This is a genomic window from Xylanibacter rarus (genome assembly GCF_001275135.1).
Taxonomy (GTDB): Bacteria; Bacteroidota; Bacteroidia; order Bacteroidales; family Bacteroidaceae; genus Prevotella; species Prevotella rara.
The window spans coordinates 23,092-49,038 of the sequence record NZ_LFQU01000016.1; the positions used below are offsets into that span (position 1 = coordinate 23,092).

At 36.0% G+C, this 25,947-nt stretch carries 17 protein-coding genes and 2 pseudogenes; 15 read left to right on the forward strand and 4 right to left on the reverse strand.

Features of this window, described 5'->3' with window-relative positions:
• Positions 1-139: 139 nt before the first annotated feature.
• Positions 140-1,246: an alanine dehydrogenase gene (gene ald, locus ACU52_RS08910; RefSeq protein ID WP_021855485.1), complete on the forward strand. Its 1,107-nt coding sequence runs from the start codon at positions 140-142 to the stop codon at positions 1,244-1,246.
• A gap of 56 nt (positions 1,247-1,302) precedes the next feature.
• Here ald and ACU52_RS08915 read toward each other — a convergent pair whose 3' ends face one another.
• Entirely contained in the window at positions 1,303-4,812 is a 3,510-nt protein-coding gene (locus ACU52_RS08915; protein ID WP_053398548.1) for a translocation/assembly module TamB domain-containing protein, read from the reverse strand.
• A 337-nt stretch (positions 4,813-5,149) separates the two neighbouring features.
• Positions 5,150-5,764 (reverse strand): AsmA family protein, encoded by a 615-nt coding sequence (locus ACU52_RS08920; RefSeq protein ID WP_053398549.1) that lies wholly within the window; start codon positions 5,762-5,764, stop codon positions 5,150-5,152.
• 313 nt (positions 5,765-6,077) lie between these two features.
• Here ACU52_RS08920 and ACU52_RS08925 point away from each other — a divergent pair, with 313 nt between their 5' ends.
• From ACU52_RS08925 to nqrF, 6 genes and pseudogenes are all read left to right on the forward strand, one after another.
• On the forward strand, positions 6,078-7,427 hold the full coding sequence (locus tag ACU52_RS08925) for a Na(+)-translocating NADH-quinone reductase subunit A (protein ID WP_053398550.1): 1,350 nt from the start codon (positions 6,078-6,080) through the stop codon (positions 7,425-7,427).
• Positions 7,428-7,439: 12 nt separating this feature from the next.
• Positions 7,440-8,597, forward strand: a complete 1,158-nt coding sequence (locus tag ACU52_RS08930) for an NADH:ubiquinone reductase (Na(+)-transporting) subunit B (RefSeq protein ID WP_053398551.1) — start codon at positions 7,440-7,442, stop codon at positions 8,595-8,597.
• Positions 8,598-8,609: 12 nt separating this feature from the next.
• On the forward strand, positions 8,610-9,335 hold the full coding sequence (gene nqrC, locus ACU52_RS08935) for an NADH:ubiquinone reductase (Na(+)-transporting) subunit C (RefSeq protein ID WP_053398552.1): 726 nt from the start codon (positions 8,610-8,612) through the stop codon (positions 9,333-9,335).
• A 13-nt stretch (positions 9,336-9,348) separates the two neighbouring features.
• On the forward strand, positions 9,349-9,975 hold the full coding sequence (locus ACU52_RS08940) for an NADH:ubiquinone reductase (Na(+)-transporting) subunit D (protein WP_021855480.1): 627 nt from the start codon (positions 9,349-9,351) through the stop codon (positions 9,973-9,975).
• Positions 9,976-9,998: 23 nt separating this feature from the next.
• A pseudogene (gene nqrE / locus ACU52_RS08945) lies at positions 9,999-10,626 on the forward strand (NADH:ubiquinone reductase (Na(+)-transporting) subunit E).
• Between the two features lie 7 nt (positions 10,627-10,633).
• A complete protein-coding gene (nqrF, locus tag ACU52_RS08950) occupies positions 10,634-11,902 on the forward strand; it encodes an NADH:ubiquinone reductase (Na(+)-transporting) subunit F (RefSeq protein WP_053398553.1) in 1,269 nt (422 codons plus the stop codon).
• 192 nt (positions 11,903-12,094) lie between these two features.
• Here the strand turns inward: nqrF and ACU52_RS08955 are convergent, their stop codons facing one another.
• Complete coding sequence (locus tag ACU52_RS08955; RefSeq protein WP_053398590.1) at positions 12,095-13,057, reverse strand: glycosyltransferase family 2 protein; 963 nt, start codon at positions 13,055-13,057, stop codon at positions 12,095-12,097.
• 760 nt (positions 13,058-13,817) lie between these two features.
• On the opposite strand from ACU52_RS08955, the gene pheT reads away from it, so the two are divergent.
• Genes pheT through ACU52_RS08970 form a run of 3 tightly spaced genes read left to right on the forward strand, consistent with a single transcriptional unit; the run spans position 13,818 to position 17,312 of the window.
• Positions 13,818-16,280 (forward strand): phenylalanine--tRNA ligase subunit beta, encoded by a 2,463-nt coding sequence (gene pheT / locus ACU52_RS08960; protein WP_053398554.1) that lies wholly within the window; start codon positions 13,818-13,820, stop codon positions 16,278-16,280.
• Between the two features lie 31 nt (positions 16,281-16,311).
• The gene (locus ACU52_RS08965) at positions 16,312-17,037 is read left to right on the forward strand and encodes a YebC/PmpR family DNA-binding transcriptional regulator (RefSeq protein WP_021855475.1); all 726 of its coding nucleotides are present in this window, start codon (positions 16,312-16,314) and stop codon (positions 17,035-17,037) included.
• 23 nt (positions 17,038-17,060) lie between these two features.
• Positions 17,061-17,312 carry a TIGR03905 family TSCPD domain-containing protein gene (locus ACU52_RS08970; RefSeq protein ID WP_053398555.1) on the forward strand — a complete coding sequence of 84 codons (252 nt, stop codon included), beginning with the start codon at positions 17,061-17,063 and terminating at the stop codon, positions 17,310-17,312.
• 79 nt (positions 17,313-17,391) lie between these two features.
• On the opposite strand, the gene ACU52_RS08975 is transcribed toward ACU52_RS08970, so the two are convergent.
• Positions 17,392-17,784, reverse strand: a complete 393-nt coding sequence (locus tag ACU52_RS08975) for a hypothetical protein (protein ID WP_021855473.1) — start codon at positions 17,782-17,784, stop codon at positions 17,392-17,394.
• A 150-nt stretch (positions 17,785-17,934) separates the two neighbouring features.
• On the opposite strand from ACU52_RS08975, the gene lepA reads away from it, so the two are divergent.
• The 5 genes and pseudogenes from lepA to ACU52_RS09000 all read left to right on the forward strand — a co-directional run bounded on the left by lepA (position 17,935) and on the right by ACU52_RS09000 (position 25,555).
• Positions 17,935-19,716 (forward strand): translation elongation factor 4, encoded by a 1,782-nt coding sequence (gene lepA / locus ACU52_RS08980; RefSeq protein WP_053398556.1) that lies wholly within the window; start codon positions 17,935-17,937, stop codon positions 19,714-19,716.
• Between the two features lie 26 nt (positions 19,717-19,742).
• Positions 19,743-20,339, forward strand: a complete 597-nt coding sequence (locus ACU52_RS08985) for a Crp/Fnr family transcriptional regulator (RefSeq protein WP_021855470.1) — start codon at positions 19,743-19,745, stop codon at positions 20,337-20,339.
• A gap of 523 nt (positions 20,340-20,862) precedes the next feature.
• Entirely contained in the window at positions 20,863-22,806 is a 1,944-nt protein-coding gene (locus ACU52_RS08990) for a glycogen debranching enzyme N-terminal domain-containing protein (protein ID WP_053398557.1), read from the forward strand.
• Between the two features lie 16 nt (positions 22,807-22,822).
• Positions 22,823-24,092: pseudogene (locus ACU52_RS08995) on the forward strand (glycosyltransferase family 4 protein).
• A gap of 53 nt (positions 24,093-24,145) precedes the next feature.
• Entirely contained in the window at positions 24,146-25,555 is a 1,410-nt protein-coding gene (locus tag ACU52_RS09000) for a glycoside hydrolase family 57 protein (protein ID WP_053398558.1), read from the forward strand.
• Positions 25,556-25,947: the final 392 nt, after the last annotated feature.

Genomic DNA, 25,947 nt, shown 5'->3' on the forward strand with positions numbered 1-25,947 from the left:
TTGCAAATTAAAATAAAAGAAATTATAATTTATTTTATGTAAAAATCATGTATAAATATTTTGTTTTTTCTAAGTGTATATCATTCTTTTTCTTATATTTGCCATTGAATTAATTTTTTAACTTTAAAACCTATTTATTATGAAAGTCGGAATTCCAAAAGAAATTAAGAACAACGAGAGTAGGGTCGGTATGACTCCGGCTGGTGTATCAGAGTTAGTAAAACATGGCCATTCTGTATATGTTCAACATACTGCGGGTGTAAATAGTGGATTTTCAGACGAAATGTATGAAAATGTAGGAGCAACCATATTGCCGACTATTGAAGATGTTTATCAGACTGCTGATATGATAGTTAAAGTTAAAGAGCCAATAGAATCGGAATATAAACTTATACGAAAAGGGCAACTGGTTTTCACTTATTTCCATTTTGCATGTGATAAGAAATTAACAGAGGCAATGATTGAAAGTGAAAGCGTATGTCTTGCATACGAGACCGTACAATTAGATGATAATTCACTTCCGTTGTTGACACCAATGAGTGAAGTTGCCGGTCGAATGGCGACAATTAACGGCGCATATTATCTACAGAAGACCAAAGGCGGTAAGGGTAAACTCATTTGCGGAGTGCCTGGTGTGCGTCCGGCTAAAGTAGTAGTCCTTGGTGGTGGAATTGTTGGTCAGGCTGCAGCACGTGTTGCTGCAGGAATGGGTGCAGATGTGGTTATAACAGACATTTCTTTAAGTTTACTGCGAGAATTGTCAATTACGATGCCTGCAAATGTTAATGCTATATATTCTTCGCATCATAATGTCGTTAATGAGATTAAGGATGCTGACATCGTTATTGGTGCTGTGCTTATTCCCGGTGATAAAGCCCCTCATTTGATTACAAAAGACATGTTAAAGATAATGGAGCCTGGAACTGTTTTGGTTGACGTTGCTATTGATCAGGGAGGATGTTTTGAAACATCACATCCAACAACGCATAGCGATCCTGTGTATGTCGTTGATGGAATTGTACATTATGCTGTAGCTAATATCCCCGGAGCGGTGCCAAACACATCAACATATGCCTTGACTAATGCAACACTGAAGTATGCCTTGGCTTTAGCTGATAAAGGGTGGAAGAAAGCATGCAAGGATGATGCTGCTTTATGCAAGGGATTGAATATTGTTGAAGGTAAGGTAACTAATAAGGCCGTTGCAGATGTCTTCAATTTAGAATATGTTCCAGTAGAATTGTAATTGTTTTAGATAAATAAACAGCCCGTCTCTATATAGGAAAGAGATGGACTGTTTATTTAAAATACATAATAGGGGGGAATTGCTTTATGTCCGATTCCATTTAATGGATAATTATTTGTCTTGTAAAATACTTTTTCTGTTTTTCTTTTAAATCCAAATAATTCCATTAGTGAGTTGAAGTCTTTTTTCATGATTAGTCCAATTCCCTGTGTATTTAATGATGATTTAGTAAAATATCGATCATTTGTTTGATTGTAGACTTTGAGCGATATATTTCCATTTGGAAGTAGCAAATAATTCACATCGAAGTCACCGATAAACGATGTCGTAGCATTTGCGTTATCGCGATATCCAAACTGTCCGTTAATTATCAGGCGGTTATTTAATAGTCTTCCGGATAATAAGCCTTCATATTCTGCATTGTTGAAACCTTCATCACCGGTGCTAATGTTGGCTCCAAATGTCCAATTGTTGTTTTTAACTAGATTTCCTAAAAGAGAGTTTATTTGCTGGCTTATTGTTCCGCTCAGCAAACTCTGCATTGCAAGGCTTGTTTGGTTCTGTTGATTTTCTTGGTTTGATGAATTGTTGTTGTCTTGCATATAAAATCGTCCAATGCTTAACAAATATACAACTTGCTGATTCATTTCTTCTTCACTGTTAATTACAGTGCGAACCATCTGTTCTGCCTCATTGCTTACGGTTGGCAGGTCAAGATCAAAGTCGATGTGAGGTGTTTGTGGCGTACCGCTAATATTCATGATACAATCTACCCTGATGTTGTTGCTCGAGAAGCTATTGCCGATTTGCAAGTCAGAAAGAGGCACACTATTTACGGTGTATAAGGCCTTAAGGTCAAGTGATGCATTGTAAGGGTCGCCTCCGAATACAATGGTGCCACCATTCTGGAATTGGAAGATTTTCTTAATTATATTTTGTATCGTAAGTTTATATATACCATTTTCAATTTGGTATGTACCAAACATGTTAAATGAGCCTTTGTTAAAGTATGTGGCACGAATGCTGCCAGTTCCGTTTAAAGCAATATAGTCATAGTTTGACTGGTCCATTAATACGCGTAATGTCGCATCTGGATTCATATTAACGAGGAAGTTAATATATAAATCAGAAGGTTTGTCAATCTCTGCTGCTTCCTTGACAGACTCTTTGGCTATAGAGTCTTTACTAACTGTTTGGCTGATTGCCGTTTTGTCATGCCATGTAATAAATTGCTGGTCTGATATTGTTTCAGGACTTGCGGCATTATATTCTATAAAGGAGCCTTTTTCCGGAGTAATATTTATATCTATGTCTATTCTTCCGTTACCTCCTTTTATCGTACATAGTCCGGTGCCGTATGCAGTACCGTAAAATGTATTATTAGAATAACTTTGTGTGTCATAACACAGCAAGTTGTGAGTCCTTATGTTTAAATCGTATGTTAGGTTTGTTAAATGTTTATGGTGGAGTGCCCCGCTGACGATACCAATATTTCCATTTCTGTCTCTTATTGTGTCTGCAGCAAAGATAATATTGTCTGGACGGAATCGTATCGTGTCGTTTATTAACGTATAAGTTGTATTTAAGGGGATTATTCTTATGCTGCCATTTGTTACGAGATTTCCTGTTAGATTAATGTTGTTTAATGGACCGTGTAGTCTAACGTTTCCGTTTGCATTAGCTATAATATTATTCATAAATGATCCACAAAAGCCTTCAAGAAATTCAATGTTTGTATTCCTTGCACCAATGTTTAAATCAATATAATTCCTGTCAGGAGAAACATAACCTTCAATTCTGGTTTCTACATTATCTTTATCTTTAGCTATAGCGTTGATATCAATTTGTTTTTCTGATTTATTCCATGATACGTGGGCAGCTAAATCTCCCATACGGCCATCTTGAAATTTGAATTGACTGATATTTAGATTTGCATATAACTCAGGATCGTAAAAAACAGATTTTATAAAAGCTTTGCCTGTTGAATAGCCTTTAAAGTCGACAGAATGAAAATTTACCAAATTCAATACATAATTGACATCAACATCTTGCATGTCGACAACGATTGAATCTGACAAATCCTTTGTTGCCATGCCATATATTTTGATATGTTGTTTATTATGCTCAATAGAAAAATGATCTATCATTAAATTGCCATTATTGTATTTTATGCTTGCAGGTTGTACATGCCATGTGGTATCATTGATAAGTATATCTGAAGGCTTGATGTCAACGTTGATGTCTGGCTTACCTGCATCATTCTTAATAAATCTCGTTTCTGCATTTAGCGACCCTAAAAAAGGCTTACTTTGATTGTTGTTCCATTTAATCTCTGTTAATAATTTGTCGTTAATGGTACTTAAATTTAAATCAAGAGACAACTTTTGACCATTGTTCATGATTTTATCAATTTTACCTTCTAATAATAATGTATCGTTAGGGGTATGGGCATTAATGAAGATATTTTCATAAGGATTATTTTTGTATATAATTTTATCCGCTTTACAATACATTGAAAATGTCTTCTTTTCGTCATCGATTGTAGCGGTTAAGTTCATCGGCGCTTTTAACTCTAAAGGAACGTTGAAAAATTTATTAACCCATTCAGAATTAGATATATTTGCTTTAATTTGAAATTTATTGCCTACATTAGGCTGCTCCGTAAACATTGTCGGTAATTTGTCATGGAGCAAATTGTTTATACTTTTAGCTAATGTGCTAATATTATATTGGCCATTTATAGCGATATTCCCAAAATCGCTTTGCAGTGACATGGAATCTTTACAAGCATTTAAGCTTATTGTTTTGATTGTATATAAATCAGATGGGGAAACCATTGTGAAATCTTTTATGGCTAAATTACCATTAAACGGATTTATATTTTGATGATTATAAGTTATGTTTGAGTTTATATCAAAATTGAATTTTGTATCTTTCCATTTATTTGTAATATTAAGTTTTGACAAATTCAAATTTCTGACAGATGCAATTATGGATGTTTCTTTTGATATATCTGTTGATAGTCTGCCTTCAATGTTTATTTGTCCATTGGGGTCATCCAGTTTGAAAAGGCCATCAAATATATTTTTGTCATATAATCCTTTTACAAGTATATTCTTGTATTGGTAATTATTATATTCAAATATTGGAAAAATGCCATCAATATATATGTTTTTATTTGTTTTTGATATGTTATTGCATTTAACTGTTATTTTTGATGAGATTTGCCCAAGATGCTTATTGGGAAACAATTTGCCCAAATTAATATTATCTGTATCAATATTGGCATAAATGTCGTTAACATTTTTGCTTAATTTGACTAAAATATTTCCTATGTCAGTTTTTAAATTACCATTAATCGATATATATTTATCATGTCCATTAGTGTTGCCGGTATAGTAGATTTTACCTATACTATTTATAAAATCAGGTATTTTTATACTTGGATTTATTTCTTTGATAGTATGTGCAATCCATTCAGCAGAACTTTCTATCTTTCTGATATTAGCATTCCAAATGAAACCGTTTTTATCTTTTTTTAGCTTGCCATTACCAATAAAGACCAATCCTTTATCTATAGAATGCAGATTAAAGCTTTCTATGTTAATACTATTGTAAGTTCCTGTAAATGTGGTTTTTAATGATAAAGGCGTGATGTTATGTTTAATCCTAGGCAGAAAGCATTTTAGGTCAGAAAAATTAATTCTATTGATATTTATGGCTCCTGAATAAGCGATGGTCTTATTGTCGATTTTGCCGTTAATTGTTTTGTAAACTAAAGATAGTGATTCAGATTCAATTTTGGAGTTAGGTAAAGATAAGTTGAAATTATGAAGCTTAGCGCACTTCTTATTGAAAGAGAAATCAAACGATAACTTTCTCAGGTCTAAGCCTGAAGACTCTTTAAAGGATAAGTTTTTTTACAGAAATGTAGGTGCTGTCCTGTGTGTAATATGGAATAATAATATGAGCGCTGATGTCATTTAATTTGATGTGTTTGAGATTGAAATGTGATGATGTATAAGGTGCGTCATAGATATCATAACTAATGGCGCCATGTCGGATTATTAATGAATTAATACTTAGCTTTAAATTTGATTTTTTATTTTTATCTTTAGATGAAAGTGAGTCTAATACGAATTGGTAATTTGGTTTTGAAGTGTTAGTCTTTTTGTAAAAGTTCCCGTCAAATCCAAATATCTGTGCAGAAGATATGTATATACATCCGTTTTTAATTAGTTGATAATAATCTATTTTTGCTGCAAGGCGTGATGCTGAAATCATTTTTTTTGATGTCTGATCATATATTTCAACGTCATCGATAATTATTCTATTTAGAAAACCTAAGTCAACATTTCCAATGCTTACATGTGTGTTGAGTTTTGTTGATAGGGCATTACTTATGCGTGTACCGAACCAATTTTGTATAAACGGTATATGAATAAATATGATTATAGACCAATATCCAATTATTGCAGTCCATAATATCCCATTAACAATATGCTTTAATGTTTTCAATATTCGTTATGCTTTAATGAATGTTTAAAGGCAAAAGTGGTATAGCCATTTCGAAATTTCCTACAAAAATACATGAATTCATTGTAATAAACGAATAAAATATGGAAAATGGTATAAACAACATTTACATTGGATGTATTATGAGTATGATTAATTTGTTTGGATAGCACAAACTTTAATTTTTGATTTATTTAGATTAGTTATTGCGCATGTAAATAATACACTTTTCTTAAATTTTGTTCGTTTTTTACGTTGATTTTATGTAGATTTGCGCCATAATAAATTAAAATATCCAGTTCTTTTAACTGACACTATGACAAAAGTTATTAAATTACGTAAAGGATTAGACATTCACCTTAAAGGCAAGGCCGAGAAAGTAAAAATGAAAATCAATATTGGCAAAGAAGTTGCGCTTTGCCCGGATTCTTTTCCCGGAATACAGCCTAAAGTTGTTGTAAAAGAAGGTGAACATGTAAAAGCAGGTGAAATCTTATTTGTCAATAAGCAATTCCCATCAGTGGGTTTTTCTTCTCCTGTCAGTGGAAATGTTTCTTCAATTGTACGAGGTGAAAGAAGAAAGGTTTTACAGGTTGTTATTAGTTTGGACGAAAATCAGGAATACGTTGATTTTGGAGTAAGAAATGTTAATGATGTCTCTTCGAAAGAAATAATCGATTCATTGCTGCGTGCTGGGCTTTTCGGTTATATAAATCAATTACCTTATGCGATATCTACAAATCCAGATGTTTTGCCAAAAGGAATATTTATTAGCGCATTACGCGATAAACCCCTTGCTTGTGATTTTGAGTATGAACTGATAGGTAATGAAATAGATTTTCAAACGGGTTTGACTGCTTTATCAAGGATATCTAAGACATATTTAGGCATTGGACGTAATCAGTGTTCTGAAAGTTTGCGCCGTGTAAAGGATGTTGAGGTAAACATATTTGATGGTCCGTGCCCGGCAGGTAATGTAGGCGTTCAGATAAATCATATTAATCCTGTGAATAAGGGAGATGTTGTTTGGACCGTAGATCCTACTACTGTCATTTATATTGGAAGATTATTTAATAAAGGTAAAGTGGACTTACATCACACAATAGCTATTGTTGGAAGTGAAGTGCATGAGCCTTGTTATGCTGATGTTTTGGTAGGGCAGAAGATAGAAACTTTATTGAAAGATAAAATTTCACACGAAAGAAATGTCAGAATTATTAATGGAAATGTACTTACAGGACGTAAGTGTTCTTTAAATGATTTTGTAGATGCTCATGCTTCAGAACTGACTGTGATTCCTGAAGGTGATGAAACAAATGAACTGTTTGGATGGATTATGCCGCGTTTCAAGGACTATTCTGTTAATAGAAGCTATTTTAGCTGGTTGACGAAGAATAAAGAATATGCATTAGATGCGAGAGTAAAAGGTGGCAGAAGAAATATGATAATGAGTGGAGAGTATGACAGCGTATTGCCCATGGATATTTTAGGTGAATATCTTATAAAAGCAATAATTGTTGGAGATATTGACAAAATGGAGGCATTGGGTATATACGAAGTCTCTCCTGAAGATTTTGCTTTGCCTGAATTTGTTGATTCTTCAAAACTGGAACTTCAAGATATAGTGAGAAGAGGGTTGGATATGTTGCGTAAAGAGAATGCTTAAATATTACTTAATATGTTGAGAAATTATTTAGATAAAATAAAGCCTTTATTTGAGGATGATGGAAAGCTCCATTGTTTTCGTAGTGTTTTTGAAGGTATAGAAACATTTTTATATGTTCCAAATTCCACATCAAAGACGGGGACAAATATACATGACGCTATTGATTCAAAGCGTATTATGAGCATTGTCGTGATAGCATTGCTGCCCGCTTTATTATTTGGTATGTATAATGTCGGTTATCAGAATTATTTGGCTGCTGGCCGGTTAGCTGATGCAACTTTTTTTGATCTCTTCATATATGGATTTCTCGCCGTTTTGCCTAAAATTCTTGTTAGTTATATTGTTGGCTTGGGCATCGAGTTTATTTGGGCTCAGATGAAAGGAGAAGAAATTCAAGAAGGTTATCTTGTTAGTGGAATATTAATACCTTTAATTATACCAATTAATTGCCCGCTGTGGATATTGGCTATAGCTGTAGCGTTTTCTGTAATCTTTGTGAAGGAGATTTTTGGCGGTACAGGTATGAATATCTTTAATGTGGCGTTGGGAGCACGTGCATTTTTATTTTTCTCTTATCCAACAGAAATGAGTGGTGACAGCGTGTGGGTAGCAAATGACACAATATTTGGTTTGGGTAATGTTTTGCCTGATACATTTACGCAGGCAACACCTTTGGCTCTGACAGCACAGAATATGAGTATTGGATATGACCTTCGTGAGCTTATTGTAGGTTTAATTCCTGGTTCTATTGGTGAAACAAGCGTAATTGCTATAGGCATAGGAGCATTAATACTATTGTTTACGGGCATCGCAAGTTGGAAGACAATGTTAAGTGTCTTCTTTGGTGGGGCATTTATGGCCTTTGTCTTTAAAGAATTAGGTATGACATCTATTACATGGTATGAACATTTGTTCCTTGGAGGCTTCTGCTTTGGTGCTGTGTTTATGGCTACTGACCCTGTTACATCTGCAAGGACTGAAACCGGAAAATATATCTATGGATTTCTTATTGGCGTTGTTGCAATAGCAATAAGGATTATGAATCCAGGATATCCGGAGGGAATGATGCTCTCCATATTATTAATGAATATGTTAGCGCCTCTTATTGATCATTGTGTCGTTCAGCACAATATTTCAAAGAGAGCTAAGCGTACTTCACAAAAAATCTAAATTAATAGCATTATGGCAAAAGATAAAAAGATATTGAATACTAATTCAAATATTTATACCATCGTTTATTCTGCGATAATTGTTGTTGTTGTTGCTTTTTTGCTTGCATTTATTTCAAGTTATCTGAAGCCTGCACAAGACGTAAACGTCGCATTAGATAAGAAAAAGCAGATATTGGCAGCACTTAATATTCGTGGGCTTAGTGATAATGAGGTAGCTGAGCAATACAAAAGTATTGTAGAAAGTGATGATGTTATAAACTCCGATAATCAGATTTTGACAAAAGGAACAAAAGGAGGAGAGCAGGCCGGATTTAAATTAAATAGTGCAGATTTCAAAGCTGGGCGTCTTGCTTTGTATGTCTGCAAGATTAATAATGAAACAAAATATGTTATACCCATATATGGAATGGGCCTTTGGGGACCGATAAGCGGATATATAGCAATTGATTATGACAAGAACACCGTTTTCGGAGCATATTTCACACATGAAAGCGAAACGGCAGGCTTGGGTGCAGAAATTAAAGATAATATAGAATGGCAAAAACAGTTTATCGGTAAAAAACTTACAAAAGATGGTGTTTCCGGTATAGCTCTTTCTGTGGTAAAAAAGAATGACGTTAAAGACAAACACACGCAATGTGATGGCATAACTGGAGCGACATTGACATCTAATGGTGTTGACTTAATGCTAAAGGATTGTTTAGGCAAATATATGAGTTTTCTTAATGACAAATAAAAAATAATGTGTTATGGGAAAGTTAATTTCAAAAGAAAATAAAAAGATTTTCACCACGCCGTTGAGTGTAGATAATCCTATACTTGTTCAGGTCCTTGGTATTTGTTCAGCCTTGGCTGTTACTTCTCAATTGAAACCTGCGATAGTTATGGGACTAGCTGTAACAATCATTACGGCTTTCTCAAATGTAATAATATCTCTTATAAGACATACAATACCCAACCGAATCAGAATTATAGTCCAGCTTGTAGTTGTTGCGGCATTAGTAACTATAGTAAGTCAGATTCTAAAGGCTGTGGCATATGACGTAAGTGTGCAGTTGTCTGTATATGTCGGTCTTATTATTACAAACTGTATATTAATGGGACGTCTGGAAGCTTTTGCTATGATAAATAAACCCATTCCAAGCTTTATAGACGGTTTGTCAAATGGTCTTGGATATGCGATGATATTGGTAATAGTCGGTGCTGTGAGAGAATTTCTTGGTAGAGGTTCTTTGCTGGGAATACAGATTATTCCTGACAGTTTCTATGATGCCGGTTATATTAATAACGGTATGATGACAATGCCGGCGATGGCATTGATACTTCTGGGGTGTGTTATTTGGATACATAGGGCATTCTTTTCCGAAAAAGATTAAATGTTTTGAATAAGATATTTGTTATGGATCACATTATAAGTTTATTTTTCAGGTCAATATTTGTTGACAATATGATTTTCGCATTCTTTCTTGGAATGTGTTCGTTTCTAGCTGTTTCAAAAAATGTTAAGACCTCATTAGGGCTTGGTGTGGCAGTTACTTTTGTTCTTATTATCACTGTACCTGTTGACTATTTGTTGCAGGTCTATGTATTAGGACCAGACTGTCTTGCGGAAGGCGTTGATTTGTCATATTTGAGCTTTATTCTATTTATTGCCGTTATAGCCGGAATAACGCAACTTGTGGAGATGGTTGTAGAAAGATTCTCACCATCTTTATATTCTTCTTTAGGAATATTTTTACCTTTGATAGCTGTTAACTGTGCTATTATGGGAGCGTCCTTATTTATGCAGCAGCGAATAAATCTTGATCCGTCTAATTCTCAGTATATCGGTTCTGTTGTAGATGCTGTGGTATATGCGGCAGGTAGCGGAATTGGCTGGACCTTAGCAATTGTTTCTATGGGAGCTATAAGAGAAAAAAATGCAATATTGTGATGTGCCACGTCCCTTGCAAGGGCTAGGCATTACATTTATAACGGTAGGTCTCATGGCGATGGCAATGATGTGTTTTTCTGGATTTAAAATATAAATTTAATATGGTACAGTTTATTTTTACGAGTATAGCAGTATTTCTTATAATAATTCTTTTGCTCGTTACTATTTTGCTGATTGCAAAGCGCTATTTGTCGCCAAGCGGCAATGTTAGTATCAATATAAATGACAAGACAACTATATCGGTGCCTCAAGGAGCGTCGCTGATGTCTACACTGACAGAAAATGGTATATACCTTCCGTCTGCCTGTGGTGGAAAGTCAAGCTGCGGACAATGCAGGCTTCAGGTGCTTGAAGGAGGTGGAGAAATTCTTGATTCAGAAAAACCACACTTTACACGTAAGCAAATAAAAGATCATTGGCGACTTGGATGTCAATGCAAGGTGAAGGGTAATTTAAAGATTAGAGTTCCAGAAAGCATTTTGGGCGTAAAGGAGTGGGAATGTACTGTAATCAGCAACAAAAACGTAAGTTCTTTTATTAAAGAATTTATTGTTGCCCTTCCTGAAGGCGAGCATATGGACTTCGTTCCAGGATCATATGCTCAAATTAAAATACCTGCATATGATTGTATTGATTATGACAAGGATATTGACAAAGACAGCATAGGGGAAAAATTTCTTCCTATGTGGGAGAAGTTTAATATATTCTCGCTAAAGGCAAATAATCCAGAACCAACAATTAGGGCATATTCAATGGCAAACTATCCTGCAGAAGGCGACAGGATCATGCTTACAGTCCGTATTGCCACGCCTCCATTCAAACCAAGGCCTCAGGTCGGCTTTCAGGATGTTCCTACAGGAATAGCGTCATCTTATATTTTTAGCCGTAAACCTGGTGATAAGGTAATAATGAGCGGACCTTATGGAGATTTCCATCCTATTTTCAACAGCAAGAAAGAAATGATTTGGGTTGGCGGTGGAGCTGGTATGGCTCCTTTGCGTTCACAGATAATGCATATGACGAAAACTTTGAATGTTAGAGATCGTGAACTTCATTATTTTTACGGAGCAAGGTCGCTTGCAGAAGTGTTCTATCTTAATGATTTCTTGGAATTAGAGAAGGAGTTTGATAATTTCCATTTCCATCTGGCATTGGATAGACCGGATCCTGAGGCAGATAAGGCCGGTGTAAAATATACGCCAGGATTTGTACATCAGGTAATGTATGATACTTATCTTAAGTTTGTCGACTCTCCTGAGGATATTGAATATTATATGTGTGGTCCTGGCCCAATGAGTAATGCAGTAGTAAAAATGCTCGACAGTCTAGGAGTTGAACCTGAGTCGATAATGTATGATAATTTTGGATAATTGGGCAATGTTTATGCCTAGTATCTTAGCAATAAAGCCGAAAGAGAAATATTTTAATATTCTTTTTCGGCTTTATTACGTTCAGTTATTGAATGTCTTTTGTATGAAAAGAACTATTATATATCTTTTACAATTGGTTACAGTCTTCCGTTCAATGGGCTTTTATGATATAAAAATATATGGAGACCAATCTTATTTTAGAACTAAAGACAAACATTTCCGCAGCATTCTGTTCTTTGTCAGTTTTCTTAATATAGTGTAACTGCGACTATATCTTTTATCCGGCAATGGGAACAGTCCGCAATCTTCAAGGCGTTTCAAGCGTGAGCTAAGCTGTTTAGAAGAACGTGTAAGCCTTATAATGCTGAAGATGTAATCAATCGTAAGTTGTGAAACACGTCTTTGTAATGCCTGGCTGTCTGCGATTGGCAATTGTTCAGATAGTTCTTTCAAATGAAATATAATGTGTTCTATGTCATTCAGGCGTTTTAGTATAAGTCGGGGATCTTTATCCTTTATCGAATCAGATGGTCGTTTCTTGTATGAATAGGCGACAATGTCTGTGCTGTAAACTTTTTCAGCACGTAGAAACAGTTGTGGGGTGAATTCTTCATCCGTATTCAATAAGCTTGGGTTGAAACGTAAGTCCAACAATATTTTTCGGTTAAATATATAACCCCATGCCGTGGCATGAAGATTGTTGTGACGCATATAGTGGGCACCATCCATAGGCTCCGGTATATAAAAAGATGATGTTTCCTTCTTTTTACCGGAAGAGTTGAACAGTACAATATCGGGTACGTTATATCTGACTATATCCAAACAATGTTCGTATGCATCAGGGATTAGTTTGTCTTCACCATTTATAAATTGTATAAAGTTACCAGAGGCCATTCTTAAGCCAAGGTTTCTTGCTGAACTGACGCCGTTCTTTTTCTGTCTGACATATATTATTTCATCGCGATATTTTTCTAAACAGTCAATTATCGAAACATCAGAACCGTCGTCGATAACGATTATTTCTTTCTCTTGTGTTCTAAGCGATAGGCCTGTGATGCTGTCTAGGCATTCAGTTATTTGTTTTACAGGCAGGTTTCTGCATGTAATAATAAAACTTACTAAGGGACTATTGCTGCTGTCAAAACTAGTATTCATAATTGCAAAATTAATGTTTAATTTGCAAATTTGCAACATTACAGATTGCTTAATAAGTATTTTTATTGCATATAATAATCTGTGTTTAGGCAAATGGTAGTATTATATAATTTGCATTTTGTGTCTTAATCAAACAATGTCGTTTTTAGCGGGTTTAAGGCTGGTTAACATTGCTGTATGCAAAAATTAACTTACGGCGGATTTGCGTTAACACTTTTATTGCGTGTGCTCTAGCTTTGTTTTTGTTCGATAAGTAATGCCGATAGGACAGTTTCTGTTCGGTTTTTCTGTTTTTAGTAGGGATGTTATCATTGATTTATGATTATTTCTACACAAAAACATATTGTCTTATAAGTCAAAACACATTGATTTGTGTTATGAAACATGCTTAATTAGCCGGTAAAAGGCGGTATATTATAGGTGCGTTTTTTATGTGTTCTTCAAGCGATATTATAAGTGCTTGATATTCAGGCTGTTATATCGGTGCTGTTTTTGCGTCTGTTTTGCAGAAAACTATAGCCAATATTGGAAATAATATGAAATATAAGGCTTGAATTTAACACAAATGAGATAATTTAACTGACATTAGGTTAATATACGTTTACTTGACATACGGAATGTTTGCCGGTCTATTGCTATGTTTTTATTTGCATGGAATATCAGGTAATACATAAGTCAGTTTTTATTTGAAACGTTTGTATAAATGATTTAAAATTAGTACTTTTGCGTCCGATTAAAGGAAAGTATAAAACTAATTTCAATGAATATATCTTATAAGTGGCTCAAAGAGTATGTCGATTTCGACCTGACTCCACAAGAAGTGTGTGACGCACTTACGTCAGAAGGTCTTGAAGTTGATGCTCTTGAGGAGGTTCAAAGCATCAAAGGCGGCCTGAAAGGCCTGTATGTAGGCAAGGTGCTTACATGTGAAATGCATCCAAATTCTGATCATCTGCATGTTACGACCGTTGACTTGGGTCGTGAGACTCCGTCGCAAATTGTTTGTGGCGCACCAAATGTTGCTGCCGGTCAGAAAGTTATTGTTGCAGACTTAGGATGCGTGTTGTATGATGGTGACAAGGAATTTGTCATTAAAAAGTCAAAATTACGTGGAGTAGAAAGCTTTGGAATGATTTGTGCTGAAGACGAAATAGGCGTTGGCACAGATCATAACGGCATAATAGTTTTGCCTGAAGATACCAAGGTCGGTATGCCTGCTGCAGAATATTATAATCTGGAAAGCGACTGGCTGATAGAAGTAGATATAACAGCCAACAGGGCAGATGCCCTTTCTCACTGGGGCGTAGCGCGTGATTTGTACGCTTGGCTCGTGCAAAATGGATACAAAACATCACTTCATCGTCCTGATTGTGAAGCATTCAGTGTTGACAATGAAGATTTGCCTGTAGAAGTAACCATTGAAAACAACGAGGCCTGCAAGCGTTATGCATGTGTAAGTATTACTGGATGTGACGTAAAGGAAAGTCCTGAGTGGCTTCAGAATAAATTACGCACAATTGGTCTGCGACCGATAAATAATATAGTTGACATTACAAACTACATCATGATGGCCTATGGACAGCCGCTGCACTGCTTTGATGCGGACATGGTTAAAGGACATCATATTGTCGTTAAGACAATGCCGGAAGGCACGCCATTTGTTACGCTGGACGGCGAGGAGCACAAGCTGAGCAATCATGACCTCGCGATATGCAATGAGGAAGATGCCATGTGTATAGCCGGTGTGTTTGGTGGAAAGGGTAGTGGTACATATGATTCAACTACAAATGTAGTTCTTGAGAGTGCATATTTCCATCCGACATGGATTAGAAAGAGCGCGCGTCGTCATGGACTTAGCACCGATGCGTCGTTCAGATTTGAACGTGGTATTGATCCCAATGGAGTAATTTATGCTTTGAAACAGGCCGCCATAATGTGTAAAGAACTTGCCGGTGGTAAGGTTTCAATGGAGATAAAGGACGTTTATCCGGAGCCAATACAGGACTTCAAGGTGTCATTGAAATATGACTATGTCAATAGCCTTGTGGGTAAGGAAATACCTGCAGAAACGGTTAAAAGCATTGTTACAAGCCTTGAAATGAAGATAGAAAGCGAAACTTCTGAAGGGCTTGAACTGTGCGTGCCGCCATATCGTGTTGATGTTCAGCGTCCATGTGACGTTGTAGAGGACATTCTCCGAATATATGGTTATAATAATGTGGAAATCTCTACACAGCTTAAAAGCTCATTGGTTATTAAGGGCGATGAAGACAACAAGCATAAGCTTGAAAACCTTATAGGCGAACAGCTCGTAGGTGATGGCTTTAACGAGATTCTTAACAATTCTCTGACAAAGGCAGCATATTATACAGACCTTAATTGTTATAGTCAGGAAAATCTTGTTAAGATTATGAATCCGCTGAGTTCTGACCTGAATGTTTTAAGAGGTACATTGCTTTTCGGCGGCTTGGAGAGCATAGCATACAATGCAAACAGAAAGAATCCTGATCTTAAATTCTTTGAGTTCGGCAATGTTTATCATTATTCTCCCGAAAAGAAGAACAATGACAATCCAATGCAGGCTTATAAGGAAGAAACACATCTTGGACTATGGATAACAGGTAAGCGAGTGTCAGGAAGCTGGATTCATGCAGATGAAGATTCTTCGTTCTTTGAACTTAAAGCTCATGTGTTGAATATATTCCGCCGTATTGGTTTGCCATTGGGAAGCGTTGTTTTCAAGGAGTGTTCTAATAATATTTACCATAAGGGACTTTCTGTCATGAATCGTGGAGGCAAACTTCTGGCAGAGTTAGGCATTATATGCAAGAAGCTGCAAAAGGCTATGGGCATAGAGAACGAGGTTTATTATGCAGATATCAATTGGACTGCTGTTACAAAGGCTGTAAGAAAATCGACAATAAGCTTCCGCGAGATAAGCAAATATCCTGCTGTGAGTCGTGACCTGGCTTTGTTGCTCGATAAGGATGTAAAGTTTGAAGCAATTGAGCGTATTGCATATCAGTCTGAAAAGAAATTCCTTAAGGAAGTTGACCTTTTCGATGTTTATGAAGGTAAGAATCTTCCGGAAGGCAAAAAGAGCTATGCCGTCAACTTTATCCTGCAAGATGAAAGCAAGACATTGAACGACAAGCAGATAGATGCTATAATGACAAAGATTATAGCTAACTTGAAGAAAGAGCTTAAAGCCGAACTTAGATAAAACTTTTGTTGAATATTAAAATATAGATATAATGGGAAGAGCGTTTGAGTATCGTAAAGCTACGAAATTAAAGAGATGGGGCCACATGGCCAGAACATTTACAAAAATTGGTAAGCAGATAGCTATAGCTGTGAAAGCAGGTGGACCGGATCCGGACAACAATCCTCATCTTCGTTCTATCATTCTTAACGCTAAGCGTGAGAATATGCCGCTTGAGAATGTTAAGCGTGCAATCAAAAATGCTATGGGTAAGGATCAGAGTGATTATAAGGAGGTTACATATGAGGGATATGGTCCTCACGGAATAGCCATATTTGTTGATGCTGCCACAGATAACACAACACGTACGGTAGGAAACGTAAGAGCTATATTTAATAAATTCAGCGGTAACCTCGGCACAATGGGAAGTCTGTCTTTCCTTTTTGATCATAAATGTGTGTTCACATTCAAGAAAAAGGATGGTGTTGAAATGGATGAGCTGATACTTGATCTTATCGATTATGGTGTTGATGACGAATACGACACAGATGAGGAATCTGGTGAAATAACCATCTATGGCGATCCGAAATGTTTCGGTGAAATTCAGAAACACCTTGAAGAGAATGGCTTTGAAGTTACCGGTGCGGAGTTTACACGCATACCTAACGACCTGAAAGACGTTACACCGGAAGAGCGTGAAACTATCGATAAGATGGTTGAGCTGCTTGAGGATGATGACGATGTTCAGAACGTTTATACAAACATGAAACCGGAATAATCATTCCTTGACTTTTTGTAATAATGAAAAGTATATCTTATAAGACTTCAGGCACTTGCAGCCAGATGATTAATCTAAAGGTTGATGATAATGGCTGCATAGTAGACGTTAGCTTTGAAGGCGGCTGCAACGGAAACTTACAGGGAATATGTTCCTTGGTAAGAGGGATGAATGTCAACGATGTTAAAGCGCGGTTAGACGGAATACGTTGTGGCTACAAGGCGACAAGTTGTCCTGATCAGCTTTGTAGGGCTATTGATGAACTTTATAAGTAAAAAATAGTCAATTTTTTGCCGTTAATCCAAATGCACTTAGAACTTGGGTTAACGGCAAAATTATATATCAGGTTTGATTCTATTTGGTATTGTATTCTTTTGGAGTGATTTTTACATCCAATAGTATTTGGCCTTTGTTCTTCGTTGAATAGTAAGTGTATGCAAAGTTGAAACCGTTTTCTTTGTAGTTGCGTATTCCTGTTGCATCTTTTATTCCTTTTATAAGTTCTGCTTTCGCCTGCTTCTTGTCTAATGCAGTTGTATCAGCCTTGCCCTTTATTGAGTAATAATAGTGTATCGTGCGGGAGTCTTTTTCGTATGTCATACTATCGTTTGTGACATATTCAGATACTTTCATGGGACAATTCTTTTTGGTAAACTCTTTGGCTTCACGCTCGGCCCTTTCCTCGAGGCTTTCATGGCATGAGGCCAGAAAGACGGCAACAAATGGAATAAACAAATACTTTTTCATAAATCCTCTTTATTTTGTTTGCAAAAGTAATTAATATCTTTTGATAAGAACCAATGTATATTGTTTTTTTATTTTATTCATAAAAACGGCTAATTTATTAGGAACGAAATGCATTTTTTTGTATATTTGCGTTCCAAAAATAAATTACTGATGAACGAAATAAGAAACTTCTGTATAATCGCACATATTGACCACGGAAAATCAACTATAGCTGACCGACTTCTTGAGTATACAAAAACCATTCAGATAACAGAAGGTCAGATGCTTGATGATATGGATCTAGAGCGTGAACGTGGAATAACAATCAAAAGCCATGCAATACAAATGGAGTATGAGCTGAACGGAGAAAAATACATACTTAATCTTATTGACACTCCGGGGCATGTCGATTTCTCTTATGAAGTTTCACGTAGTATAGCAGCATGTGAAGGAGCCTTGCTGGTTGTTGATGCAACTCAGGGTGTTCAGGCTCAAACTATTAGTAACCTTTACATGGCGTTAGAGCATGATTTGGAAATTATTCCTGTTATAAACAAAATAGATATGCCTTCTGCTATGCCCGACGAAGTTGAAGATGAAATTGTAGACTTGTTGGGTTGTGACAGAACGGAAATAATTCGTGCCTCAGGAAAAACCGGTGAAGGTATTCCGGAAATTCTTAATGCAGTTGTAGAACGTATTCCTCATCCGTCAGGTAATCCTGATGCCCCTCTACAGGCTCTTATTTTTGATTCTGTATTCAATTCTTTCAGGGGAATTATTGCTTATTTCAAGATTGAAAATGGCAGTATAGCAAAAGGTGATAAAGTTAAGTTTTACAATACCGGAATGGAGTATACTGCTGACGAAGTTGGCGTATTAAAGATGGATATGATTCCGCGACAAAGGCTGTCAACTGGAGATGTCGGATACATTATCAGCGGTATAAAAGACAGTAAGGAGGTTAAGGTCGGTGATACTATTACGCATGTGGCACGTCCATGTGAGAAAGCTATTTCTGGATTCCAGGAAGTGAAGCCAATGGTGTTTGCTGGCGTTTATCCTATAGACCCGTCGGATTATGAAAATTTGAGAGCATCATTAGAGAAGTTGCAGCTTAATGATGCGTCTTTGACTTTCTCACCGGAATCGTCTGTAGCGTTAGGCTTCGGCTTCAGATGCGGCTTCTTGGGACTTCTTCATATGGAGATAGTTCAGGAGCGTCTTGACCGTGAGTTTGATATGGACGTGATAACAACAGTGCCGAACGTTTCATATATGGTTTATGATAAGCACGGCAATGTTAAAGAAGTACATAATCCGTCAGGACTACCTGACAGCACATTGATAGACCATATAGAGGAACCATATATCAGAGCCTCAATAATAACAAGTTCTAATTTCATTGGCCCGATAATGAAATTGTGTCTTGACAAGCGAGGTGAGCTCATAAATCAAGAATATGTTAGTGGCAATAGAGTTGAACTTCATTTTATGATTCCTTTGGGCGAAATCGTCATAGACTTTTATGATAAATTAAAAAGTGTATCAAAGGGTTATGCGTCTTTTGATTATCATGTTGACTGCTTCCGTCCTTCAAAACTTGCCAAACTTGACATATTGTTGAATGGTGAGCCTGTAGACGCCTTGTCTACTTTAACTCATCAGGATAATGCTGCAACATTTGGGCGACGTATGTGTGAAAAGTTGAAGGAGCTGATTCCGCGTCAGCAATTTGATATTGCAATTCAGGCTGCTATCGGAGCAAAAATAATAGCAAGAGAAACAATTAAATGTGTCAGAAAAGACGTAACAGCAAAGTGTTATGGAGGAGATGTCAGCCGTAAGCGTAAACTTCTTGAAAAGCAGAAGAAAGGAAAGAAGAGAATGAAGCAAATCGGTAATGTCGAAGTACCCCAGAAGGCTTTTCTTGCAGTATTGAAATTGGATTAATCTTAATCAAGAAGAAGGAGGACACAATGAAGGAAGTATTGAAAACAACACGTGACATTGCACGTGAGCTTGCGCGTAAATATAGTACGATGACTCATGATGAGCTAGACATATTAGAGAATATCCTTGTGCCGATGAAATTTGCAAAGGGGCAGATGATTCTAAGTGAGGGCGAGATATGTAAGCACATTTACTATATAGAGAAGGGGCTTGTCAGGCAATTCTATTTTAAAAAAGGTAAAGAAGTTACAGAGCATATGGCTGTTGAGGGCAATATCGTTATGTGTATAGAAAGCCTTTTTAAAGAAGAACCTACGAGTCTGCAGGTGGAGGCTTTGGAGCCTGTATTGATATATGCTTTACCAAAAGCGCGTTTGGAGGAAGTTGCTCTGCATAATGTGAATATACAAATATTGTACAGGAAAATATTGGAGGAGTCATTAATCCTCTCACAGATACATGCAGATTTACTTAGGTTTGAAACTGCGCAAGACAGATATCGCAAAATGTGTAAACTGGCTACGCAAGTAACACTTCGTGCCCCATTGGTTTATATTGCAAGCTATTTGCAGATGACTCCCGAAACATTAAGTCGAGTACGTTCTAATATAGTATTAGGTTAAATGTCTTTTATTTCTATCTAAAATGGGTAGAAATAAAAGACATTTTAAATATTTGTGGTATTATCAGCTCTTGAGGCCTGCTAATTTAATAGGTTTTGAAAATATTTGTAAGAAAAATATTTTCAAATATATAATGCTGTACTTGTGATGACAATCTTCTGTAAAGGAGGGTTTTTAACATAGTGTAATTTTATGTATATAAGATGCGGTTTATATCTCCGTAGTATATATATTTAAATGGTACATAAAATTACTTTTATATTTAAAAACTTTGCTCAATTTTGAAAGTAAAGTTGACGTGAAATCTGTTAATCACAGACGGATTTTATTAGAATACGCCTATAAAATAGAATCCTTAATGATAAATTGTTTATAAGTAGGCTTATTCAATTAAAAAAAATAGAATTTGTTCTTGTTTTAAAAATAATTTTAGTACTTTTGAACTGTCTTTTGAGATGATAGGATCAATTGGTCTCAAAATGATTTAAGAAATGCAAACTTTAAATCTTATATATATACAACTATGAGTTATCTTCGATTCGAAAAAGCTCTTATGACTAATCTTGAAGAATCTCTTTCAAGAGAGTTGTTGCGTACAAACCGTTCAGGGGCTTATTCATGTTCTACAATTGTGGATTGTAACACTCGTAAGTATCATGGTTTACTTGTTGTTCCTGTTCCGGAACTAGATGATGATAATCATGTTTTGCTTTCATCGTTAGACGTTACTGTGGTTCAGCATGGTGCTGAGTTCAATTTAGGACTGCATAAGTATCAAGGTAATAACTTTAGTCCAAAAGGGCATAAATACATTCGTGAATTTTATTGTGAAAAAGTGCCTACAACAATTTATCGTGTTGGAGGAGTTCTCTTGAAAAAAGAAGTTGTTTTTCAGCATTACGAGCATCGTATATTGATACGTTATACATTGTTGGATGCACATAGTGAAACAACCTTAAGATTCAAGCCTTTCATGGCATTTAGAAGTGTTAACCAATGCACGCATGAGAACAATACAGCCAGCCGCGACTTTCAGATGGTTGACAATGGTATTAAAACTTGTATGTATGCAGGTTATCCTGATCTCTATATGCAGTTTAGTAAGGCAAATGAATTTGTTTTTGTTCCTGATTGGTATCGTGGTATCGAATATCCGAAAGAGCAAGAACGCGGCTATTCTTATGTTGAAGACCTATATGTCCCCGGATATTTTGAGATGAACATAAAGAAAGGTGAAAGTATTGTATTTGCAGCTTCAACTTCAGAAATTAAAACAAGTACAATGAAGCACCTTTTTGACAAAGAAGTAGATGACCGTTCTCCGCGTGACAATTTTTTTCATTGTTTAGTGAATGCGGCCCATCAGTTTCATAATAGTGCCAATAAGACAGAGAGGTATCTTCTTGCTGGATATCCGTGGTTTAAATGCCGAGCTCGTGATACATTTATATCTCTTCCAGGACTAACCCTTTCAATAGACGAGCAAGATTATTTTGAACTTGTTATGAAAACGGCAGAAAAGGGGTTGAGAGAGTTTATGCAAAACAAGCCACTTACAGTTAAAATTACGGAGATAGATCAGCCGGATGTTTTGTTATGGGCAATTTGGGCTATACAGCAATATGCAAAGTCTGCCGGTGACGAAAAATGCATAAGCATGTATGGTAAGTTGATAAGTGATATTATATGTTATATCATAGACGGCAAACATCCAAATTTGCGTCTCGACACTAATGGTCTTCTTTATGCAAATGGCCATGATAAGCCGATAACATGGATGAATTCTATTGTTAATGGTAAGCCGGTTGTACCAAGATCTGGTTATATCGTGGAATTTAATGCTCTATGGTTTAATGCACTTAAGTTTGGAGCTAAATTAGCAAAGCAGAATAACAATGAGACAAAAGCTAACCAATGGGAAGACTTGGCAGAATCATGTAAACAATCATTCGTAAGGACATTCTTGAATGATTATGGATATCTGTTTGATTATGTGGATGGCAATATGATGGATTGGAGTGTGCGCCCGAACATGATATTCCCGGTCGCTTTTGATTATTCTCCTTTATCACCAGAACAGAAAAAAAGTGTTTTGGATATTTGTACACGTGAATTGTTAACTCCTAAAGGATTACGTTCGCTTTCACCTAAGAGCGGAGGTTATAGTCCTGTATGTTCAGGAGCAAATCGTGATTATTCTTATTATCAGGGTACAGCATGGCCTTGGCTTGGCGGATTCTATATGGAGGCTTGTCTAAAACTATATAAACGTACAAGATTAAGTTTTATTGAAAGGCAGATGGTTGGATACGAGGATGAGATGATTATTAATTGTCTAGGAACTATTCCGGAACTATTCGATGGTAATCCGCCATTCAAGGCTAGAGGAGCGATATCTTATGCTATGAATGTCGCTGAAATTCTTCGTACTTTAAATCTTTTGGAAAAATATTCATATGTAAAATAATCGAGGAGGGACTATAATGAAAGTTTTAATGTTTGGTTGGGAATATCCTCCTCATATTTTGGGAGGTCTTGGAACTGCAAGTTATGGTATAACTAAAGGTTTGGCTGCTCAGGGAGACGTTGAAATAACATTTTGTCTCCCTAAACCATGGGGTGATGAAGATCGCAGTTTCTTGAATGTTATTGCAATGAATGCCGTTCCTGTAGTTTATCGTGATGTAAATTATGATTATGTGAAAGAACGTGTCGGTAATATAATGGATCCGGATTTGTACTACAAAATGCGGGATCACATATATGCTGATTTCAATTACATGTTGGTAAATGACCTTGGTTGTATTGAATTTTCCGGTAAATATCAAGACAATCTTCATAGTGAAATAAACAATTATTCAATTGTTGCTGGCGTCGTTGCACGTCAACAGGAGTTTGATATTATACATGCACATGATTGGCTTACATATCCGGCTGGAATACATGCTAAAAAAGATTAGTGGAAAGCCTTTGTGTATACATGTTCATGCAACGGATTTTGACCGTAGCCGTGGCAAGGTGAATCCTACTGTTTATTCTATAGAGAAAGATGGTATGGATAATGCTGATTGTATAATGTGTGTTAGTGAACTCACACGTCAAACGGTGATTAATCAGTATCATCAAGACCCACGTAAATGCTTTACTGTACATAATGCTGTATATCCATTGCGTCAGGAATTACAAGATATCCCGCGTCCAGATCATACGAATAAGGAAAAAGTTGTGACTTTCTTGGGACGAATAACAATGCAAAAAGGACCTGAGTATTTTGTTGAAGCTGCAAATATGGTATTACATCGTACAAGAAATGTGCGTTTTTGCATGGCTGGAAGTGGTGACATGTTGGATGCAATGATATATCTTGCAGCAGAACGTGGTATTGCTGACCGTTTCCATTTTCCTGGTTTTATGCGTGGCAAGCAAGTTTATGAATGCCTTAAGGATTCTGATGTATATGTAATGCCGTCTGTTAGTGAACCCTTTGGAATATCTCCGCTGGAGGCCATGCAATGCGGTACTCCAACTATTATATCAAAGCAAAGTGGATGTGCTGAAATACTGACCAATTGTATTAAAGTTGATTATTGGGATATCCATGCACTTGCAGATTCAATTTATTCAATCTGCCACAATGAAAGCCTGTTTAAATATCTGCAAAGTGAGGGTAAGCGTGAAGTTGACGATATTACGTGGGAGAAAGTTGGTTTATGGATACGTGAACTTTATGAACGTACTTTAGGGTACAGATAATCATATACAACAAATAATATTTAAGACAAATACAAATAAAAAAGACTTTTGCTATGAAAACAATATGCCTATATTTTGAAATACATCAAATTATTCATTTAAAACGTTATCGTTTCTTTGATATAGGAACTGACCATTATTATTATGATGATTTTGAAAATGAGCGTAGTATAAGTGATATCGCGGAGCGCTCATATATGCCTGCATTAAATGCATTTCAAGAAATGATTCGTGATAATGGAAAATATTTTAAACTTGCATTTTCTATTTCTGGCGTAGGTTTAGAGCAGTTGGAGATGCATGCTCCTCAGGTAATAACCAAATTGCAAGAATTAAATGACACTGGGTGTGTAGAATTTCTCGCAGAACCATATTCGCATGGTTTGTCTTCTCTTGTCAACGAAGAGACATTTGCAGATGATGTTAAGAAACAGGCTGCAAAAATGCAGGAATATTTTGGTAAGAAACCTACTGTATTGCGTAACTCTTCTCTGATTTATACAGATTCTATTGGTGCACAAGCGGCAGCGATGGGATTCAAGGGAATGCTTACTGAAGGTGCAAAACATGTTTTGGGATGGAAGTCTCCACATTATGTTTATAATTGTCCGATGGCTCCAAATCTTAAACTGTTATTAAGAGATATTGAACTTAGTGATGATGTAAGTTTACGTTTTAATAACAGTGAATGGGATGGGTATCCTTTGTTTGCTGACAATTATATGGACCGAATTGCATCTCTTCCGGAAAATGAACAAATAATTAATATTTTTATGGAGCTTTCTGCTATAGGAATTGCTCAACCATTATCTTCAAATATACTTGAGTTTATAAAAGCATTGCCGGCATGTGCAAAAGCTAGAGGCATCAATTTCTCTACACCGACAGAAATTTGTTTAAAGATGAATAGTGTTGGTGATTTGGATGTTCCCGACACTTTATCTTGGGTAGACGAGGAGCGTGACGTAAGTTGTTGGCTCGGAAATCCGATGCAAAGAGAAGCATTCAACAAATTATATAGTGTTGCAGATCGTGTCAGGATAGCAAATGATCCGCGCATTAACCAGGATTGGGATTACTTACAGGCAAGTAATAATTTCCGATTTATGACAACCAAACCATCAAATGTTGGTTTAGATAGAGGTATCTATAGTTCTCCTTTTGATGCCTTTACAAATTACATGAATATATTAGGTGATTTCATGAATCGTGTGAATACGCTTTATCCAGAGGAGATAGACAATGAAGAACTTAATTCTTTACTTACAACCATAAAGAATCAAGGTGATGAAATCGAAATGAAGGATAAAGAAATTGTACGCCTAAAAGCTAAAGTTGAAAAGATGCAGGCTGCTGAAGAAAAATTAAAGGTGAAGATGGAAAAGGCAAAATCTGCAAAACCAGCAGCAAAGAGAACATCAACAAAAAGGGTCGCCTCGAAGACTCCTGATACTGAAAAATAATATTTGACAATTATATTATTGATGAATAAAGGATTGAGACTTGTCATTTAATTTGTGGCAAGTCTCAATTTTTCTATCATTGAGATACTATCTATTTTATAATATAAAACGTGTGCGGTGTCGTTTGGTTAGGATATAATTTATTGCATAATTTCAATTATTCCATATCTCATCGAAATTATATATAATGTTTTTCTAGAATTTAAAAACTTAAAATTATAGTCTAATATTTTATGTTATTTGATTTTTCGGATGATTTACAATTGTCTTTCTTTTTTCCTTTTGAACATGCATCACTAAGAGGACATCCTGTACATGGACCATTATTGTGTGTAAATGTTCGATATATTTTTATACCAATATATACGATGCCGGAGATGAGTATTATTGCT